The 18,200-nt window shown below is 62.3% G+C and carries 17 protein-coding genes; 7 read left to right on the top strand and 10 right to left on the bottom strand.

What is annotated here, in order from left to right; genetic code table 11:
- Nucleotides 1-64 precede the first annotated feature (64 nt).
- Complete coding sequence (locus AB4Y34_RS25275; protein ID WP_368717565.1) at nt 65-937, top strand: SDR family NAD(P)-dependent oxidoreductase; 873 nt, start codon at nt 65-67, stop codon at nt 935-937.
- Nucleotides 938-1,665: 728 nt separating this feature from the next.
- On the opposite strand, the gene AB4Y34_RS25270 is transcribed toward AB4Y34_RS25275, so the two are convergent.
- The 5 genes from AB4Y34_RS25270 to AB4Y34_RS25250 all read right to left on the bottom strand — a co-directional run bounded on the left by AB4Y34_RS25270 (nt 1,666) and on the right by AB4Y34_RS25250 (nt 6,863).
- Nucleotides 1,666-3,120, bottom strand: coding sequence for an NAD(P)(+) transhydrogenase (Re/Si-specific) subunit beta (locus AB4Y34_RS25270; protein WP_368717564.1), 1,455 nt, complete (start codon nt 3,118-3,120; stop codon nt 1,666-1,668).
- On the bottom strand, nt 3,121-3,441 hold the full coding sequence (locus AB4Y34_RS25265; RefSeq protein ID WP_018436118.1) for an NAD(P) transhydrogenase subunit alpha: 321 nt from the start codon (nt 3,439-3,441) through the stop codon (nt 3,121-3,123).
- Between the two features lie 17 nt (nt 3,442-3,458).
- On the bottom strand, nt 3,459-4,610 hold the full coding sequence (locus AB4Y34_RS25260; RefSeq protein WP_368717563.1) for a Re/Si-specific NAD(P)(+) transhydrogenase subunit alpha: 1,152 nt from the start codon (nt 4,608-4,610) through the stop codon (nt 3,459-3,461).
- A gap of 168 nt (nt 4,611-4,778) precedes the next feature.
- Nucleotides 4,779-6,020, bottom strand: coding sequence for a CaiB/BaiF CoA-transferase family protein (locus AB4Y34_RS25255; RefSeq protein ID WP_176122675.1), 1,242 nt, complete (start codon nt 6,018-6,020; stop codon nt 4,779-4,781).
- 48 nt (nt 6,021-6,068) lie between these two features.
- Entirely contained in the window at nt 6,069-6,863 is a 795-nt protein-coding gene (locus AB4Y34_RS25250; protein ID WP_176111333.1) for a crotonase/enoyl-CoA hydratase family protein, read from the bottom strand.
- A 200-nt stretch (nt 6,864-7,063) separates the two neighbouring features.
- On the opposite strand from AB4Y34_RS25250, the gene AB4Y34_RS25245 reads away from it, so the two are divergent.
- From AB4Y34_RS25245 to AB4Y34_RS25225, 5 genes are all read left to right on the top strand, one after another.
- Complete coding sequence (locus AB4Y34_RS25245; protein WP_176365545.1) at nt 7,064-7,840, top strand: enoyl-CoA hydratase; 777 nt, start codon at nt 7,064-7,066, stop codon at nt 7,838-7,840.
- Between the two features lie 107 nt (nt 7,841-7,947).
- Complete coding sequence (locus AB4Y34_RS25240) at nt 7,948-8,934, top strand: nitronate monooxygenase family protein (RefSeq protein ID WP_176378343.1); 987 nt, start codon at nt 7,948-7,950, stop codon at nt 8,932-8,934.
- Nucleotides 8,931-10,118: a CaiB/BaiF CoA transferase family protein gene (locus AB4Y34_RS25235; protein WP_368717562.1), complete on the top strand. Its 1,188-nt coding sequence runs from the start codon at nt 8,931-8,933 to the stop codon at nt 10,116-10,118. The genes AB4Y34_RS25240 and AB4Y34_RS25235 overlap by 4 nt, the downstream gene beginning before the upstream one ends.
- 13 nt (nt 10,119-10,131) lie before the next feature.
- The gene (locus AB4Y34_RS25230) at nt 10,132-11,424 is read left to right on the top strand and encodes an acetyl-CoA hydrolase/transferase family protein (RefSeq protein WP_368717600.1); all 1,293 of its coding nucleotides are present in this window, start codon (nt 10,132-10,134) and stop codon (nt 11,422-11,424) included.
- Nucleotides 11,425-11,474: 50 nt separating this feature from the next.
- Complete coding sequence (locus AB4Y34_RS25225; protein WP_368717561.1) at nt 11,475-12,671, top strand: acetyl-CoA C-acetyltransferase; 1,197 nt, start codon at nt 11,475-11,477, stop codon at nt 12,669-12,671.
- A gap of 49 nt (nt 12,672-12,720) precedes the next feature.
- On the opposite strand, the gene AB4Y34_RS25220 is transcribed toward AB4Y34_RS25225, so the two are convergent.
- Together AB4Y34_RS25220 and AB4Y34_RS25215 are read right to left on the bottom strand one after the other, a co-directional pair.
- Entirely contained in the window at nt 12,721-12,891 is a 171-nt protein-coding gene (locus AB4Y34_RS25220) for a rubredoxin (protein WP_368717560.1), read from the bottom strand.
- Between the two features lie 33 nt (nt 12,892-12,924).
- Complete coding sequence (locus AB4Y34_RS25215) at nt 12,925-14,127, bottom strand: cytochrome P450 (protein WP_368717559.1); 1,203 nt, start codon at nt 14,125-14,127, stop codon at nt 12,925-12,927.
- Nucleotides 14,128-14,284: 157 nt separating this feature from the next.
- Between AB4Y34_RS25215 and AB4Y34_RS25210 the strand changes: the two genes are divergently transcribed.
- A complete protein-coding gene (locus AB4Y34_RS25210) occupies nt 14,285-15,190 on the top strand; it encodes an SDR family NAD(P)-dependent oxidoreductase (protein ID WP_368717558.1) in 906 nt (301 codons plus the stop codon).
- Between the two features lie 75 nt (nt 15,191-15,265).
- Here the strand turns inward: AB4Y34_RS25210 and AB4Y34_RS25205 are convergent, their stop codons facing one another.
- The 3 genes from AB4Y34_RS25205 to AB4Y34_RS25195 form a co-directional block, all read right to left on the bottom strand.
- Nucleotides 15,266-16,087 carry a CoA ester lyase gene (locus tag AB4Y34_RS25205; protein ID WP_176378348.1) on the bottom strand — a complete coding sequence of 274 codons (822 nt, stop codon included), beginning with the start codon at nt 16,085-16,087 and terminating at the stop codon, nt 15,266-15,268.
- A 62-nt stretch (nt 16,088-16,149) separates the two neighbouring features.
- A complete protein-coding gene (locus AB4Y34_RS25200) occupies nt 16,150-17,007 on the bottom strand; it encodes a MaoC family dehydratase N-terminal domain-containing protein (RefSeq protein ID WP_368717599.1) in 858 nt (285 codons plus the stop codon).
- Nucleotides 17,008-17,015: 8 nt separating this feature from the next.
- The gene (locus tag AB4Y34_RS25195) at nt 17,016-18,182 is read right to left on the bottom strand and encodes a serine hydrolase domain-containing protein (protein ID WP_368717557.1); all 1,167 of its coding nucleotides are present in this window, start codon (nt 18,180-18,182) and stop codon (nt 17,016-17,018) included.
- Nucleotides 18,183-18,200: the final 18 nt, after the last annotated feature.

Below are 18,200 nucleotides of genomic sequence, written 5' to 3'. Positions count from 1 at the left end.
CACTTTTGCGCCATCCGAATTCGGGAATACGCCAGGGCGCCCCCGCTCTCTTGTTACGATATAGTTGAACGACGTTCATAAAATTGGAATGCCGGGCATCACTTTCCGGAACATCCTCGAGGTGCGCTTGCGCGCCGAACAACACCGTTCACCATCACTTTCGGACTCACACATGCACACGAAAAAACTGGCAGAAAAGGTCGCCATTGTGACCGGAGGTGGGCAAGGCCTCGGACTCGGTATTGCACGCGCACTTGCCGCCGAGGGAGCGAGCCTGGTCCTGACTGGTCGTACGGAGGCCAAACTCACGCAGGCCGCCGAGCAATTGACCGTCCTCGGTTCACAAGTGCTCGTGGTGCCCGGTGATACGCGCAATCGCGCCGACGCCGTTCGGACAGTCGAGCTTGCCGTCGAGCGGTTCGGACGTGTAGACGCGCTTATCAACAATGCGCAAAGCAGCAGCCCGGGTGTACCAGTTGAGTCTGTTACCGACGATGACTGGAGTAATACGCTCGAGTCGGGCCTATACGGTACGCTGTATTTCATGCAAGCCGTATTGCCGCAGATGAAGTCGCGAGGCCGTGGCGCCATCATCAACTTCGGTTCACGCACCGGCATCGAAGGTCTCAAGGGGTTCGGCGCGTACGCCGCAACCAAGGAGGGCATTCGTGGTCTCTCGCGTGTCGCGGCGCGCGAATGGGGCGCCTATGGCATTACCGTCAATGTCATTTGCCCGGCAGCGCTAACGCCTGCTGCCGAAGCCTACCTCGAGGCCAATCCCCAGGAACGCACTCGCTATCTCTCTGAAATTGCAGTTGGGCGCTTCGGCGATCCTCAGCGCGATATTGGACGAACAGTTGCATTTCTGTGCAGTGACGACGCTAATTTCATAACAGGGCAGACTATCAGTGTGGACGGCGGGCAGTCAATGCTTTAGTGCGGCTTTTTGAACGCGGTGCAATATATGAAACGAACAGTTGCATTTCTGAAAGGTCAAGAAATGATCTAATTAAACAAATCGTTGCATTATCGCGAATTTCGATCCTAGGAATGCTTTCGCGCCCGCCGCGTACCACGAAGATCGAAGAGGGATCAGGAATTTCTCCTCTCACACACTTCGCGAGAGCGTGTGGAGTTTGGCCTTGGCTGCGGGACACGGAGCCAAGGCGTTTTTTTCATCACTGCTTTTGGAGATGTTCGTCGACGCAGGGGCGTTTGCACGCGCAGACGCCAAGGCTCACCGTCGCCCGCAACAACGATCAACGGCTGGTGGGAAAACGTCGAGTTGGATGCGCCTCGCGAGAGAGCGACGCGCGAAGAGACCACCCAGCCGCCGCTCCAGGGCAACGCAGGGCCGGCGGGCCCGCATTGCAATAGAACCTGGAGGCCGATCGCCGAGAGTGCGGTTTCGATCCCGTCTGTTAGGAAGGTTCTTAAAACCATTCCGACGTGAAGGACGGCAAGTGCACGTCCATCCAGTCGAATTCGCTGCGGCAGCTGCCCCAAGCCCACGGCGGTGACTTCCCGCCTCGTCCGGCAGCGTCCGAACCTTGATGCGGTCGCGAGATGTCCCGGCCCTCCCTGCCCGAGTCGATTTTTCCTACTGCTGACTGGTCTGTACTTGCGATGTGACTGTTGCCTGTCCCGGTCGTCATGACTCGCCCCCTAGCTGCAATTTTTTACCATGTCTTCGATTACCTTCTTCGCGTCGCCGAACACCATCATCGTCTTGTCCATGTAGAAGAGCTCGTTGTCGAGGCCCGCATAACCGGCGGCCATCGAGCGCTTGTTCACGATGATCGTGCGCGCCTTGTACGCCTCGATGATCGGCATGCCCGCGATCGGCGACTTCGGATCGTTCTTCGCGGCCGGATTCACCACGTCGTTCGTGCCGAGCACCAGCACTACGTCGGTCTGGCCGAATTCGTTGTTGATGTCCTCCATTTCGAACACGAGGTCGTAGGGCACCTCGGCTTCGGCGAGCAGCACGTTCATGTGACCGGGCATGCGGCCCGCCACGGGGTGAATCGCATAGCGCACGTCCACGCCCTTTTCGACGAGCTTGTCGGTCAGCTCCTTCAGCGCATGCTGCGCGCGCGCCACGGCCAGCCCGTAGCCCGGTACGATCACGACACTCTCGGCGTTGCCCAGCATGAACGCCGCATCATCGGCGGAGCCCGCTTTTACCGGACGCTGCTCCTGCGCGCCAGCCGCTGCCGCTGAGCCAGCCTCGCCGCCGAAGCCGCCAAGCAGCACGCTGAAGAACGAGCGGTTCATCGCGTGGCACATGATGTACGACAGAATCGCGCCGGAAGAGCCCACGAGCGAACCCGCGGTGATCAGCATCGCGTTGTTCAGCGAGAAGCCGATACCCGCCGCCGCCCAGCCCGAGTAGGAGTTCAGCATCGACACGACCACCGGCATGTCCGCACCGCCGATCGGAATGATGATCAGCACGCCGAGCACGAACGCGATGATCGTCATGATGATGAACGGCAGCCACGACTGCGTGAGGAAGAACAGGACACCGAAGCCGAGCATCGCGAGCGCGAGCATCAGGTTGATCAGATGCTGGCCGCCGTAGACCACGGGCGCGCCCCGAAACAGCCGGAACTTGTACTTGCCCGACAGCTTGCCGAACGCGATCACCGAGCCGCTAAAAGTGATCGCCCCCACGAAAGTGCCGATGAACAGCTCGATGCGGTTGCCGTATGGCAGGAAGCCCGGATACGGCGCATCTTCTGCAACGAGCCCGAATGCGGCGGGATCGGAAACTACCGCGTACGCAATGCAGACAGCAGCAAGACCGATCAGCGAATGCATCGCCGCGACCAGCTCGGGCATCTTCGTCATCTCGACGCGCGCGGCGACATACGCGCCAAGACCGCCGCCCACCACGAGCGCCGTGAAAAGCAACGCAAGCCCGAGCCCGAGATTCGAGCCGAACTGCGCGGACTCCTTCACGATAAGCGCAAGGGTGGTGAGAATGGCGATCGCCATGCCGATCATGCCGAAGGTATTGCCAGCGCGCGCGCTCCTCGGGTTGGAAAGCCCCTTGAGCGCCTGAATGAAACAGACCGACGCCACCAGGTAAAGCAGCGTAACGAGGTTCATGCTCATTTACGCGCCCTCCTTGCCGGTGAGCTTCTTCGGCTCTTTCTTGCGGAACATCTCCAGCATGCGCCGCGTGACGAGGAATCCGCCGAACACGTTGACGGCCGCGAGCAGCACGGCGAACGTGCCGAAGAACTTGCCCGCCCCGCCCACGGTCAGTCCCGTGGCGAGCATCGCGCCGACGATGACGATCGCCGAAATCGCATTGGTCACGGCCATCAGCGGCGTATGCAGAGCAGGCGTGACGTTCCAGACCACGTGATAGCCGACGTAGACGGCTAGCACGAAGATGATCAGATTGATGACCGTATGATTGATGACTTCCATTCCTGTTCTCCTTCTCGTCATGCCTTGCGCGTGACCTGGCCGTCACGGGCCAGCAGCGTAGCTGCGACGATGTCGTCCGCGAGATCGATGTTGAGGATGCCCTCCTTCGTGACGATCAGCTTCAGGAAGTCGAGCAGATTGCGCGCGTAGAGCGCGGAGGCATCGGCGGCGACCATCGAAGCGAGGTTCGTGTAGCCGCAGATCTGCACCCCATGGTGCGTCACGACCTTGTCGGCCTCGGTGAGGGGGCAATTGCCGCCGCGCCGTCCCGTGGCCTGCTCGGCGACCGGACCGCGTCCCGCCGCGAGGTCGATCACGACCGAGCCCGGCTTCATCGCCTGCACGGTTTCCGATGGCAACAGCGTTGGCGCGTCGCGGCCCGAAATCAGCGCGGTCAAGATGACGATGTCGGCCTGCTTTGCGCGCTCATGCACCAGCGCCGACTGGCGCGCGAGCCACGAAGGTGGCATGGGGCGAGCGTAGCCGCCCACACCTTGGGCCGCCTCGCGTTCCTCATCGGTTTCGAACGGCACGTCGAGAAACTTTCCGCCGAGAGACTCGATCTGCTCCTTGACCGCCGGGCGCACGTCGGAAGCTTCGATCACCGCGCCAAGGCGCCGCGCCGTGGCAATGGCCTGCAGACCCGCCACGCCCGCACCAAGAATCAGCACGCGCGCCGCCTTCACGGTGCCCGCGGCGGTCATGAGCATCGGCATGAAGCGCGGATAAAGGTTCGCAGCCAGGAGCACCGCCTTGTACCCGGCGATATTGGCCTGCGAGGACAGCACATCGAGGCTCTGTGCGCGCGTCGTGCGCGGTGCGGCTTCGAGCGCGAACGCGGTGACGGCAGCCGCGGCGAGTGTGGTCGCATTGTCGACGTTGAAGGGGTCGAGCATGCCGACGAGCACCGAACCCCGCTTCATGAACGGCAATTCGCTCCGCGTTGGCGACTGAACCTTGAGCACGAGGTCCGCGCCGAAGGCAGCAGCCGCATCTGCTACCCGCGCGCCCACGGCGATGTACGCCTCGTCAGGATAGCTCGCGCCGATGCCCGCCCCGGTCTGGATCGTCACCGTGTGCCCCTGGGCGACGTATTTCCTGACTGTTTCGGGTGTCGCGGCCACACGGCTTTCGTTCGCCCGCGTTTCCGCGGGGATTCCAATGTGCATCAAAGTACTCCTGGTTGCATGTGCGTGGTATGAACGTACCCACGAGGCCTGCTGCGGGAGGCAGCAACCATTCGACCTTCGGGCGCAATGCACCCCTCAAGGAACTGGTGGGTAATCCATAAAAAAAGCGCACCCTCGAAGAATGCGCTTCACAGGCTTTTCCGCGCTCTATAGAACTTTCTTTTCGCGCAGAGCATCGATATCGGGCTGCGACATACCGAGCACGTCACGCAGCACGTCGTCCGTATGTTGGCCGAGCGTCGGCGGCGCGCCGTACGAATCGATAGGCGTGCCCGACATCTTGACCGGATTCGCCACCATACGAACTGGCTGATCTGTGAGCGGGTGCGCGACTTCCACGCACATCGCGCGTGCCTGCACATGCGGATCTGCGAACACCTGTTCCAGATTGTTGATCGGTCCAGCCGGCACTCCGGCGGCGTCGAGTGCTGCGAGCAGTTCATCGCTCTGCCATTCGACGATCAGCGGCTCGAACACTTCGCCCAGTGCACGACGATTCTTCACGCGCAGAGCGATCTCGCTGAATCGCGGATCAGTAGCAAGTTCGGGATGCCCGAGAACATTGCACATTCGCGTGTACTGCTCGTTGTTGCCGGCAACGATCATGATGTCGCGATCGGCGCAACGGAACATGCGGGACGGCATGCCACCATTGCCCTCGGTACCGCGCCGGATCGGAATCTGGCCGGAAACGAGGTACTGGCTTGCATAGTGCGATGTGGCAGCAATCATCGCGTCCAGCAATGCCAGGTCGATGTACTGCCCTTCGCCAGTACCGCCTTGCGCCGCGTCGCGATGATAGAGGGCCGCGATGATCGCCGAAGCGGCATACTGACCACAGAGGATGTCGGCAAGACTGGGCCCGGTTTTCATAGGGCCGCCGCCGGGCACGTCGTCACCGTTTCCGGTCACGCTCATCAAGCCACCCATCGCCTGGAAAATCGAGTCATAGCCCGGCCGTGGGCTATACGGTCCGGTCTGGCCGAACCCGGTTATCGAACAGTAGATCAGGCGCGGATTGACCAGCTTGAGGCTCTCGTAGTCGAGCCCGTAACGCTTGAGGTCGCCCACCTTATAGTTCTCGAGCAACACGTCGCATTGTGCAGCCAGCGAGCGGATCAGCGCCTGGCCTTCAGGCGTAGAAATATCGCAGGTGATCGACTTCTTGCCGCGGTTCGCGCTGATAAAAAACGTCGACTCGCGCGTGACTTTGCCGTCCCGATCCATCAGGAACGGTGGGCCGAATTGCCGCGAATCGTCGCCCTTTCCCGGACGCTCGACCTTGATGACCTCGGCGCCGAGATCCGCCAGCATTTGAGCCCCCCACGGCCCCGCGAGAATACGGCTCAGGTCGAGGACGCGAACACCCGCCAACGCGCCTTTTGTCATAACAAACTGTCCCCTTGAATTCGCACCGGCTGCGCCGGAAGCCATGCATCAGCGGCCGACGAATTTCGCCGCACGTTTTTCGATGAAGGACTGAACACCTTCCTTGGCATCTTCAGTGTTGTAGAGAAACTGCTGGGTCGACTGAATGGTCGCGTAAGCATCCTGCCAGCCTTGTCCCAGCGAAACCCGCGCATTCTGCATCGTGGCCTGCACGGCTAGCGGTGCCTGCGCCGCAATTCGCTCTGCGATCGCGAGCGCCCGGTCGAACTCCTGCCCCGCGGGCACGACATCCTGCACGAAGTTCATGTGCCGCGCCTCTTCCGCGGTGAATTCGTCGCCAGTAAGTAGTACCTTCATCGCGTTGCCCCAGCCGGCACGCTGGACCATGCGGAACGTCGCACCACAACCTGCCATGATCCCCCGCTTGACTTCAAGCTGGGAGAAACGGCAGTTGTCGGCCGCCACAGCCACTTCCGATGCGAGCATCAATTCGACCGCGACCGTGAAACAGATTCCCTTGAGCGCAATGACGACCGGCTTGGTGCGCAGCGGCGCGCGCAAGTTGAACGGATCGACCTCGCCTTCAGGAAGCAGGGATTTCCCTTCCCGGCGCAATGGCGCGATCTTCGGCATGTCGAGCCCTGCCGTAAAGTGATCCCCTTCGGCGTAGACCAGCCCGCAAAAAATATCGCTGCTCTGTTCGAGCTGCGTGTAAGCCATGGCCAGTTCGCGGAACATCTTCGGGGTAAATCCGTTGCGCTTTTCCGGCCGGTCGATGCCCATCAAAAGCAGGTTCCCGCGCTGCTCAACGCGAATCTGTCCGTCCTCGTGACGAGTAGTCATGCAGTGTCTCCTCGCGGTGTTTCCCGTTAGTGAATCTGCCCTCGCGCTCAATTGACAAAGCCGGGCCTCACATTCAGAATCATAAACGTCGTTCAAATAATTGGCAACGTGCGGTACGCTTTGACGTAACCCGAACGGCGCGCCGCGGCCCACGAACCACGCGCGAGCAGCGTTTCCCCTCATTCCCTCAAGGAAGAACCATGGCCTACGAGACGATCATCGTCGAAACGCACGGAAAAGCCGGCTTGCTCAGGCTGAACCGTCCGCAAGCCTACAACGCGCTGAACAACCAGCTGATGGACGAGCTGACGGCAGCACTCGACGACTTTGAAGCCGATCCCGCCATCGGCTCGATCGTGCTGACCGGCAGCGAAAAGGCGTTCGCCGCCGGAGCCGACATCAAGATGATGAACGAATGGACGTACATGGACGTCTACAAGAATCAGTTCATCACATCGAACTGGGAACGCACCTCGCGTTGCCGCAAGCCGGTCATCGCGGCGGTCGCGGGTCTTGCGTTGGGCGGAGGCTGCGAACTGGCCATGATGTGCGACTTCATTCTCGCCGCCGACAACGCCCGTTTCGCCCTGCCCGAAATCACGCTGGCGACCATTCCCGGCGCTGGCGGTACCCAACGCCTCACGCGCGTGCTCGGCAAATCGAAGGCGATGGAGATGATCCTCACCGGCCGCAAGATGGACGCCGTCGAGGCCGAACGATGCGGCCTCGTAAGCCGCATCCTGCCAGTCGGCACGCTCGTCGAAGAAGCACTGAAAACGGCCGATGAGATCGCGCGATATTCGCAACCCGTCGTGGCGATGGCGAAGGAGTGTGTGAACCGCGCCTACGAATCCAGCCTCGCGGAAGGCATCCTGTTCGAGCGGCGCATGGCCTATTCGACCTTCGCCACCGCAGATCGAAAGGAAGGCATGGCAGCCTTCGCCGAAAAGCGCAAACCCCAGTTTCGCGATTGTTGAATCACCAAGAACGCCACGCGCATCGTGGCAAACCGAGCACGCCAGGTCACGCGCGTCAGGCGCATTTCTCTGGCACCCACACTCCCTATCCAGATTACAGGCGCGCGATGAAACCGTATGTCAACCGCATTACTGAATTACTCGGCATTCAATATCCCATCATTCAGGGCGGCATGCGCTGGGTGGCGCGAGCCGAACTGGCGGCGGCCGTGGGCAACGCGGGAGGGCTCGGGTTCATCTCCGCGCACACCCATGCAAGCGCCGATGCACTCGCGCGCGAAATCGACAAGGTGCGTTCGCTCACGGACAAGCCCTTTGGCGTCAACCTGACCGTTCTCGGCGCGAATGCCGGTCTCGACTATGACGGGTATGTTCGCACGATCGTGTCCCAGGGCGTCCAGGTCGTTGAAACGGCTGGCAGCAACCCCGCGAAATACATCGCCGAGTTCAAGGCACATGGCGTTAAGGTCGTGCATAAGTGCGTCACGGTTCGCCACGCGGTGAAGGCCGAATCGCTCGGCGCAGACGTCGTCAGCATCAACGGGTTCGAATGCGCGGGGCACCCTGGTGAAGACGATATCCCCGGACTGATCCTGATTCCCGCCGCAGCCGAAAAGCTCAAGGTGCCGATTCTCGCGTCCGGGGGCTTCGCCGATGGGCGCGGCCTGATGGCGGCTCTCGCGCTCGGCGCGGATGGCATCAACATGGGTACGCGTTTCATGCTCACGCAAGAATCGCCGGTCCACCCAGCGATCAAGCAACGTCTGCTGGAAGCGACCGAGCGCGATACCGTCCTGTTGGGCCGCTCGATCGGGGACCCGAGCCGCGTGGTCAAGAATAGCGTGAGCCTCGCCGCGCTCGAACTTGAGCGCAGCAAAAACGTGACGCACTCGGACCTGTCCGCACTGACCGGAGCACAGCGCTGGATGGATGCGTTCGCTACGGGAGAAGTCGAAGGCGGCGCTTTCCCCGCCGGTATCGTCACAGGCCTCATTCACGATTTGCCGACCTGCGCGGAATTGATCGCCCGCATCGTCAAGGAAGCCGCCGCGATTGCCCAACGTCAGCTCGGCTTCAGCGCTGCTCTGGCATGAAACTGACCGGCCTTCGAGTCATTGACCTGTCGCAGTTCATGCCGGGTCCGTTCCTCGCTGCCAACCTCGCCGATCACGGGGCGCAAGTCATCAAGGTCGAACCGGTCACCGGCGACCCGACGCGCGGCGCACCCGGCACGGACGGCGCTTTCTTCGCGGCGATCAACCGCGGCAAGCGCAGCATCGGCCTCGACCTGAAGCATCCGGACGGACGCGAGGTCGCGTTGAAGCTGCTGAACGAGGCCGATGTCGTCATCGAATCGTCGAGGCCGGGCGTCGCTGCTCGCCTTGGCATCGACTACGACACGGTGAGCCGCGCGAACCCGAAGGTCGTTTATTGCGCGATTACCGCATTCGGCCAGACCGGCCCGCTCTGTCAATTGCCCGCACACGATCCGGTAGTTCAATCGCTTGCAGGTACGCTGCCGCGCGATGAGCGGGGAATGCCGATTGCCATGGGACCGTCGCTCGCCGCGCTGGCCGGTTCGCTGACGGCATTGTCCGCTGTGTTGATGGCGCTGCTGCGCGTCCGGGAAACCGGGCGCGGCGACTACATCGACGTGTCGCTGTTCGATGCGGCGCTCACGGCACAGCCGTACCTGAGCGGCCGTTTGCTCAACATGCCGGCCGGGCAATCGTCGGAAGCGACCGAGGGCGATAGCGGACTCGCGATGCTCAGCACCTACGAGACCGCCGATTCGAAATGGCTCTGCCTCGGCGGCCGGGAATACAGTTTTGCCAGCAACCTTCTTACGCCGCTCGGCCGTCCCGACCTGGTCGCCGACGCGACCGGGCCGGCCGGTGAAGGCCAGATACGCGTTCGAGCATTCCTGACGCAAACATTCATTACACGCACGCTCGATGAATGGCTCGATTGGTTCAAAGGCCGGAACGTCAGCGTGGCGCCGGTGCTCTCGACCGCGGAGGCGCTAAACCATCCACATGCTCATGAGCGAAGAATGGTCCAGACCGATCCGTCCGGACGCGCCCACGTAGCGAGCCCGATTCATTTCCGCATGGAGCCCGCGTCGCCACCGCTCGCGGTTCCGGGACTGGGCGAGCATGCGGAGCTCGTCCTGCACAGCATCGGCTACAGCGAAGACCGGATTGCGGAACTCGTTGCCTCGGGCGCCGTGCGGGGGCAGCACAACGAAGCGCATGACTTTGCGCAAGCCGCCAATTGACGCCAACAACATCATGCCCATACTGCTAGAGGCGGACGCCATCGACTTTGCGTCCATCATCCGTCGCGGCGACACTGTCACATGGGGCCAATCGAACGCGGAGCCTCTTGCGCTCACCCGCAAGCTGCTCGAGCAACGGCATGCTGTCGGCGCGTTCCGGGTTTTTCTCGGCGCCAGCAACTACGACACGTGCCGCCCCGAGCACGCCGACTGCATCGATTTCGTTTCGTACTGCGGCAGCGGCTCCAACCGCGCACTGGCCAAGGCTGGCGCGCTCGACATTCTTCCGTGCCACTATTCGCAGTTCCCGGAGATGATCGACTCGGGTCAGCTTGCGATCGACGTGCTGCTGCTGCAGTTGGCGCCCCCTGATTCGCAAGGCCGCTATAGCCTGTCGGTCGCGCATGAGTATCTGATCCCTGCGCTCGAGCGCGCGCGCGTCATCGTTGCGGAGGTCAATGAACAGGCCCCCTGGACTTACGGCGAACGGTATCTTCGCGACGACGAGATCGACTTCATTCTTCCGACATCACGCGCTCTGCCCGAGAGTTCGCCAAGCGCGGCAAGCGCGACGGATCAGGCGATTGCACAAAACACGGCCGCTTTGATCGAAGACGGCGCCACGATTCAACTCGGCCTCGGCGCGATTCCCGAAGCGATCCTCGCTTGCCTCGGCGATCGGCGCGACCTCGGCATTCATTCCGGCACGATCGGGGACAAGGTCGCCGATCTGATGGAAATCGGCGTGATCAACAATGCGCGCAAGACCATCGACGCGGGCAAGACCATTGCAGGCGTGATGATGGGCGGCCGTCGCATTCACGAGTTCGCGCATCGCAACGACGCCGTCGAGTTCCGTTCGACCCGCTACACGCACGACGCGAACGTGCTCGCAAGCATCGAGCGCTTCGTCGCCATCAACTCGGCTGTGGAAGTCGATCTGAGCGGCCAGATCAACGCCGAGGTTGCCGGTGGCTTGTATGTGGGCGCGGTGGGCGGCGCACTGGATTTTCTGCGCGGCGCGCGGCGCTCGCGTGGCGGCGTTCCAGTCATCGCATTGCCGTCTACCGCGGGCAAGGGCGCCAGCCGCATCGTCGCGTCGTTGAATGGACCGGTCAGCACGCCACGCAGCGATGCCGCCATCGTGGTGACCGAATACGGCGTAGCCGATCTGCGCGGCCTGACGCTGCGGCAACGGCGCGAACGCATGCTGGCGATCGCCCATCCGGATCATCGCGGCGATCTCGATCAGATGCCGAGCGCCCTGCCCCTTCATCGCACCGGAAGCGCGACGCTCGTTGCCTGATCGCAAGCGCAGCCGCATCCGCAACCTCGAACTTTGCAAGGAAACGTCCCATGAAACGCGCGGCAATTGTCTCCCCTGTACGAACGCCCGTGGGCACCTTTGGTGGCAGCCTGCGCGGCGTTAGCGTCGAAGAGCTCGGCGCACTCGTCGCGAACGAAACGATCCGGCGTGCCGGGCTCGACCCCGCTCGCATCGACGACGTCGTCTTCGCACAATCGTATGCGAACAGCGAAACGCCGTGCGTGGGCCGCTGGATCGCGCTGCAGGCGGGGCTGCCTGTCGACGTGCCCGGCATGCAGCTGGACCGCCGCTGCGGCGGCGGCCTGCAGGCGCTCGCCACCGCCGCGATGATGGTGCAGACCGGTGCCGCGGACGTCGTGCTGGCTGGCGGCGTGGAAAGCATGAGCAACATCGAGTACTACAGCACGGACATGCGCTGGGGCGCCCGCTCGGGCTCCGTGCAGTTTCACGACCGGCTCGCGCGCGGCCGCGAGCGCTCGCAGCCGGAATCACGTTTCGGTTATATCTCCGGCATGATCGAGACCGCAGAAAATCTCGCCATCGACTATGGCATCAGCCGCGAGGCCGCCGACGAGTTCGCGCTGCGCAGCCATCAGCGCGCCGCGGCAGCGTGGGAGTCGGGCCATATGGCCGAAGAGGTCGTTGCGGTCAGCGTTCCGCAGAAAAAGGGCGAGCCGCTGCTGTTTTCCAAAGACGAGGGATTCCGTGCGGACGCCAGTATGGAAAGCCTCGGCAAGCTTCGCGCGTTGATGCCGGGAGGAACGGTCACCGCAGGTAACTCCAGCCAGCAGAACGATGCGGCCGCCGCTTGCCTCGTCGTCGCGGAAGACCGCCTCGAGGAGCTCGGACTCGAACCCATGGCCTGGCTGACCGGATGGGCTGCGGCGGGCTGCGAGCCGTCACGGATGGGCATCGGCCCCGCGCCCGCAGTGCAGAAGCTGATGATGCGCACCGGTCTTACGCTCGATCAGATGGATCTCGTCGAAGTGAACGAAGCGTTCGCATGCCAGGTACTGGCTGTCCTCAAAGGCTGGAACTGGCACGACATCGACCGGCTCAACGTGAATGGCTCGGGCATATCGCTCGGACACCCGATCGGCGCAACGGGCGTGCGGATCGTGACCACGCTGTTGCACGAGCTGACGCGTCGAAAGGGACGCTATGCGCTCGAGACCATGTGCATCGGCGGCGGCCAGGGTATTGCCGCCGTGTTCGAGCGCGCCTGACCCGGGGCTATGACGCGCACGGCTCGACGCCGTGCGCGTGTCCGAACGCTTAGACCTCGACCTCGATCATCACGAAGTCAGCCTTGCTCGCCCCGCATTCAGGACATGCCCAGTCATCCGGAATGTCTTCCCAACGAGTGCCTGGCGCGATGCCCTCCGCCGGAAGTCCCGCTGCTTCGTCGTAGTAGAAACCACAAAAGATACATTGCCACTTTTTCATGATCGTCGATGAGTCGTTGAGGGTGGGGATACTTCAGGGTGCTACGTCCCAGACGAGCGGCAGATAAAGCATGCCGTTGACGGAGCCCGAACCGCATCGCGGCTTGTCGCCCTCGCGAATACGATAATCGGGAATGCGTTTGAGCCACTCCTGCAGGAAAACCTTGATCTCCGTACGCGCAAGGAACGACCCCGGGCAGCGATGCGGGCCGTTGCCGAACGCCGCGTGAAGCACTGGCTTGCGCGTCAGGTCGACGGCGAGCGGATCGCTGAACTTGCGGTCGTCGAGGCCAAAGAGCGAGTTCGGCAATTGAATCTGGTCACCCTTCCTGAACTGGATGCCCTTGTATTCCATGTCCTGCGTGATGAGCCGCGCGGTGTTCGCCACGCCAAAGCGACGAATCATCTCATCGACTGACGAAACCATCAGTTCTGGATTTTCGATTAGCTGGCGCCGATGAGCCGGGTTCTCCGCGAGGAAACGCGCGATGAAACCCATCATCGATGCGACGGTATCGAGGCCGCCGAACAGCACGACGATGAACATGCCGAACATCCGCTCAGGGCTGATCGGTTTGCCGTCGATCTGCGCGTTCGCGATCAGGCTGACGAGATCGCCGCCCGCCTCTGCCTTGCGCTTTTCCACCCAGGTGGAAATATAGCCAATCAGCCGGTGCTGGGATTCGTTGCGCTGCTCGACATTGCCGCGCACGGCCCATTCAGCCCATTCGAGCAATTGTCCGCGATCGCTCAACGGCAGATCGGCCAGACGCAGGAAAATCACGATCGGCAGGATCTTCGAGAACTCCGACACGAACTCGCATTCGCCTCGTGGAGCGATTTTTTCGATCAGCTCGATTGCGAGGCTACGCACGTCGCTTTCCAGCGAGGCGATAGCTTGCGGCAGAAAAGCGGGCGTGATCAGGTTGCGGTACTGGGTATGTTCGGGCGGGTCGAGTTCCAGCGGCACGAGCTGCGTTTCATTGAGCGCCGGGATGTTGACGCTGCGATGCGAAAAACGGGTATGGTCCTTCTGCATCGCCTCGATGTCTTCGCCGCGCGTGGCGATCCAGTGACCGCCATAGTACGGAGACCAGACGATATCGGGACCCGTATGCAGCGTCTTCCACGCCCGATGGACGTCGTCTTCGGCACCGGGCGGATTCATATAGTCGAAATCGACCACGAGTTCCCGCGGAACATGGTCCGGCACGGTCCAGCCTTTCATGTCGTTCATTGCGTGTCTCCTTTCATTTTGTCGTCTTCGAATGGATGAATCACCAGGCACTCGCTGCCAAAGCAATATCGTTCACATTCCGCAACGGCGTTCAGTTTTTGTTATTATACGTGGGCGAGCTTTTCAACATCAACGCCTGTATCGAACGGAGACAAGAGTGAGCGATTTCGTCAAGGACAAGGTGGTAGTGGTAACGGGTGCGGGTGCCGGCATCGGGCGGGATTTCGCGCTGCAATTCGCGGCGAACGGCGCCAAGGTCGTTGTCAACGACCTCGGTCGCAACGCCGAAACCGGCGAATTCGCCGCACAGCGCGTCGTCGCGGAAATCAAGGAGGCGGGCGGCCAAGCGGTTGCCTCCACGGACAGCGTGGCCGAATGGGACTCCGCGCAGAAGATCGTGCAGGCCGCGCTGGACACGTTCGGTCGCATCGACTGTGTGGTCAACAACGCCGGCATCGTGCGTGACCGTATGTTTTTCAACATGAGCGTCGATGAGTGGAAAGCCGTCGTCGACGTTCATCTGAACGGGTCGTTTTTCGTGGCACGCGCCGCGGCTCCGCATTTCAAGGCGCAAAACGGCGGCAGCTTCGTTCATATGACCTCCACGTCGGGTCTGATCGGCAACATCGGACAGGCCAACTACTCGGCCGCCAAGATGGGTGTCGTCGGTCTGTCGAAGTCGATTGCCCTCGACATGGCCAAATTCAACGTGCGCTCGAACTGCATCGCACCGTGGGCATGGACGGCGATGACGGCCTCGATCCCCTCGGAGACACCTGAGCAAAAGGCACGCGTCGAAGTTCTCAAGCGCATGGAATCGCGCAAGATCGCGCCGCTCGCGGTCTACCTCGCTTCCGACCATGCCGCGAAGGTGTCGGGGCAGATCTTCGGCGTGCGCGCAAACGAGATCTACTTCTTCAACCAGATCCGGATGATCCGCTCGCTGCATCGCGACGGCGGCTGGACGCCCGAAGCGATTGCCGAGCAGGTCATGCCGGCGTTCGAAGCGAGCTTCTTCCCGAACGTGCCTTCCATGGCGCTCACGCCGTGGGACCCGGTGTAAGCCAAATCGCAACACTCCCGCGTCACCCCTTGAAGTGGCGGCGCGGGCGATGCAGCGCTCACTCCGCCGCACCTCTCACCCCTCTGCCGAATCGCGCACCTTTTCGGACGCGCTGACGATACGTCTTGCCTTGAGCAACACGGGCAAGTCCACCATCCGTCCATCGACGGACACTGCCCCGCCTTCCGCCCGCTCATACGCTTCGACGATCCGCCGCGCCTTGGCAATCTGATCCGCACTCGGGCTGAAAGTGGCGTTGACCGCTTTGACCTGGCGCGGATGAATGCACAGCTTGCCGCCAAAACCCAGCGATCGCGCCTTCGACGAGTCCTCGGCGAGTTGCCGCTCGTCGTCGATCGCCACGGTGACGCCATCGACCGGACTTTCAATTCCAGCAACGCGCGACGCCAGCACGATACGCGAACGCGCGAGCAGCAACGCGTCCCATGAGCCGTCGCAATCCAGATCGAGCTCGAAGTCGACCGAGCCGAAGACCAGCCGCTCGACGCCGGGCATGCTTGCCACCTCCAACGCATTCCAGACGCCCGCGGCGGATTCGATGATCGGCCAGATTGGCTTCGTCGTTGCCGCCGCTACGGCGGTCAGCGCAGCGGGCGTCTCCGCCTTGGGCAACACGACGCCATCGATCCCATCGAACGCGGCAAGTGACAGGTCCTCGTCGAACCACGGTGTTCCAGCGCCATTGATGCGCAACAGCACGCAAACTGGCGATGCCGAAAATGTTCGTACCGCATCGGCAACATGGGCACGCGCCGACGCTTTGTCCGCGTCTGCAACGGCGTCCTCCAAGTCAACGATCACCGCATCGGCGCCTGCCGCGAGCGCCTTGGCGAATCTTTCGGGCTTGCTTCCCGGCACAAAAAGAAACGAACGCATAAGTCTCCAATTCAGCGCCCGGTCCGGCTACGGCGAATACGCCGGCGGACCGGACTCAACGATCAGTTGAGAACAGCGGTGGCGTCCATCCGCAATGACCCGTCACTACCAGCGATCCACAAGCTCACTTTGCCTGGGTCGGATTCCTCTCGCTTTCCGCAAACATAGAAAGGCGAAGTGTCCACCACCGGTTTGATCGCGCGGAACGAAAACGCGCCGACGCGCGCGCCCGGCAGTTCCGATCTCAGCGAGTCCATGAGTAGCGTGGCGAGCAGCGGGCCGTGCACGACGAGACCCTCGTAGCCCTCTTCGCCGCTTGCGTAAGGCCGATCGTAGTGAATGCGATGACCATTCAACGTCAGTGCCGAATAGCGGAACAGCAGCACGGGATCGGGATTGATCTCGCGGGCCCAATGGGCGCCTGCGGGCGCGGCCTGTGACGCCGCCAGCTTCTCGCCAGCAACCGGATGATCGCGATACACGATATCCTGGCGTTCTACGAGCGCAACGCCATTCGCATCACTGACTTCGTGCTTGACCTTGACGAACACCAGATCGCCGGTGCGCCCCTGCTTGTGAGCTACGCTCTCGATCGAAGAAAGTCGGGTGATCGCGCTGCCCGCTCTCAGCGGCCGTAGAAACTCGAGTTGACTGCCCGCCCACATGCGGCGAGGCAAGTCGACCGGCGGCAGGAAACCGCCACGCTTCGGATGCCCGTCGAGCCCGACCACCGACTGACGATGAACCGGCAGAAAATAGAGCCAGTGCCACAACGGCGGCAACTCATCGCCAGCTGCCGCGGGCAGGTCGTCCCGGTCTAGCACGGCGCCGAGCGCTGTCATCGGCGTGAGGGTGAGCTGGTCCTTCACTTCCTCCGTGCGCCCGGTCCATTGCTGCAAATAATCGATATCCATGACCATGGTGCCGGTCACTCCAGATCCAGCGCGTTGCGAATCGCCGCAGCGATCGGAAGCAGTGGATCTTCTTCTGGCGTGGTCGGGTTGAACAGCTTGTTATGGCAAATCGCGACGGCGAGCCCGGTGTCCGGGTCCGCCCAGCCGATCGAATTGCCCTGGCCCGGATGGCACAACGCGCGCGGCGAACGCGCCGCCGTCACCGGCGGATGGTTGCCGCCGAACCAGAAGCCGCCGATCGTGATCGGAATCGGAAAGCCAAACATCACCGGGTCGGGCTCTTCGCTATTGGCACGTGGCGTATTCAGCGTGGCGACGAGCTCCTTCGACAGTATCCTCACGCCGTCCAACTCACCGCCACATGCGAACATCGCCCAGAAGCGCGCCTCGCTCCGCGCATTGAAGATCCCGCCAACACCCGCCACTTCCGCGCGCCGCACGTCCGGACGCTCGAACACGTGCGGCGTCAATGCAACCTGTTCGGGCATCGAGCGCAGGAATAGCGGCGGCAGGTACTCCGCGGGAACCGGCACCATCGCATCCGTGAGACGTGCGATGCGCGGTTCGACTTCGTCAGGGATGCCAATCCATAGATCTTCTATGCCTAACGGCATCGCGATCTCTTCCCGGACGAAACGGCCCAACGAGCGCTTCTTCGGATCGGCCCGTCGCACCAGCTCGCCAACGATCCAGCCGAACGTCATCGAAAGGTAAAGCGTCTTCGTCCCCGGCTCGGCGAGCGGCTCCAGGTTTGCGATCGCGCGGGTCATCCAGTGCCAGTCGCACATCAGCTCCGGCGTGACGTCTTCAGGCATTTGCGGCACGCACGCGCGATGAGTCAGCACATCGCGCACCGTGGTTTTCTCCTTGCCGTGCGCGCCGTACTCCGGCCAGTAGCGCGTCACTGGCGCGTCGTACTCGATCAGGCCGCGGTCGGCCAGGATGTGCAACGCGGTTGCCGCAACGGCCTTCGTTACCGAATAGACATTGAAGAGCGTGTCGCCATCGACAGGACGGCCGGTGGACGGATCGGCCACGCCGCTCCATGCGTCGATCACGAGTTTGCCGTTCAGATAAGCCGCCACCTGCACGCCGATCTCACCGCCTTCGCGCGTCGCGCGGTCGAGCGCCTGCTGAACGATCGCGCTGCGCTGCGTTGATGCTTGCACTGCCAATGTCATATCGGGTCTCCCATTTGT

This window comes from Paraburkholderia sp. BR10954 (assembly GCF_040965775.1).
Classification (GTDB): Bacteria; Pseudomonadota; Gammaproteobacteria; order Burkholderiales; family Burkholderiaceae; genus Paraburkholderia; species Paraburkholderia youngii.
Note: the sequence above shows the minus strand (reverse complement) of the source record. Positions and strands in the feature narration are given on the sequence as shown.

What these genes read in the sequence shown, in the direction of transcription:
- AB4Y34_RS25255 (WP_176122675.1), bottom strand. Translation starts at nt 6,020, where the DNA reads ATGACAAAAGGCGCGTTGGCGGGTGTTCGCGTCCTCGACCTGAGCCGT.
- AB4Y34_RS25245 (WP_176365545.1), top strand. Translation starts at nt 7,064, where the DNA reads ATGGCCTACGAGACGATCATCGTCGAAACGCACGGAAAAGCCGGCTTG.
- AB4Y34_RS25240 (WP_176378343.1), top strand. Translation starts at nt 7,948, where the DNA reads ATGAAACCGTATGTCAACCGCATTACTGAATTACTCGGCATTCAATAT.
- AB4Y34_RS25195 (WP_368717557.1), bottom strand. Translation starts at nt 18,182, where the DNA reads ATGACATTGGCAGTGCAAGCATCAACGCAGCGCAGCGCGATCGTTCAG.
- AB4Y34_RS25235 (WP_368717562.1), top strand. Translation starts at nt 8,931, where the DNA reads ATGAAACTGACCGGCCTTCGAGTCATTGACCTGTCGCAGTTCATGCCG.
- AB4Y34_RS25205 (WP_176378348.1), bottom strand. Translation starts at nt 16,087, where the DNA reads ATGCGTTCGTTTCTTTTTGTGCCGGGAAGCAAGCCCGAAAGATTCGCC.
- AB4Y34_RS25200 (WP_368717599.1), bottom strand. Translation starts at nt 17,007, where the DNA reads ATGGTCATGGATATCGATTATTTGCAGCAATGGACCGGGCGCACGGAG.
- AB4Y34_RS25215 (WP_368717559.1), bottom strand. Translation starts at nt 14,127, where the DNA reads ATGAACGACATGAAAGGCTGGACCGTGCCGGACCATGTTCCGCGGGAA.
- AB4Y34_RS25220 (WP_368717560.1), bottom strand. Translation starts at nt 12,891, where the DNA reads ATGAAAAAGTGGCAATGTATCTTTTGTGGTTTCTACTACGACGAAGCA.
- AB4Y34_RS25230 (WP_368717600.1), top strand. Translation starts at nt 10,132, where the DNA reads ATGCCCATACTGCTAGAGGCGGACGCCATCGACTTTGCGTCCATCATC.
- AB4Y34_RS25270 (WP_368717564.1), bottom strand. Translation starts at nt 3,120, where the DNA reads ATGAGCATGAACCTCGTTACGCTGCTTTACCTGGTGGCGTCGGTCTGT.
- AB4Y34_RS25260 (WP_368717563.1), bottom strand. Translation starts at nt 4,610, where the DNA reads ATGCACATTGGAATCCCCGCGGAAACGCGGGCGAACGAAAGCCGTGTG.
- AB4Y34_RS25225 (WP_368717561.1), top strand. Translation starts at nt 11,475, where the DNA reads ATGAAACGCGCGGCAATTGTCTCCCCTGTACGAACGCCCGTGGGCACC.
- AB4Y34_RS25265 (WP_018436118.1), bottom strand. Translation starts at nt 3,441, where the DNA reads ATGGAAGTCATCAATCATACGGTCATCAATCTGATCATCTTCGTGCTA.
- AB4Y34_RS25250 (WP_176111333.1), bottom strand. Translation starts at nt 6,863, where the DNA reads ATGACTACTCGTCACGAGGACGGACAGATTCGCGTTGAGCAGCGCGGG.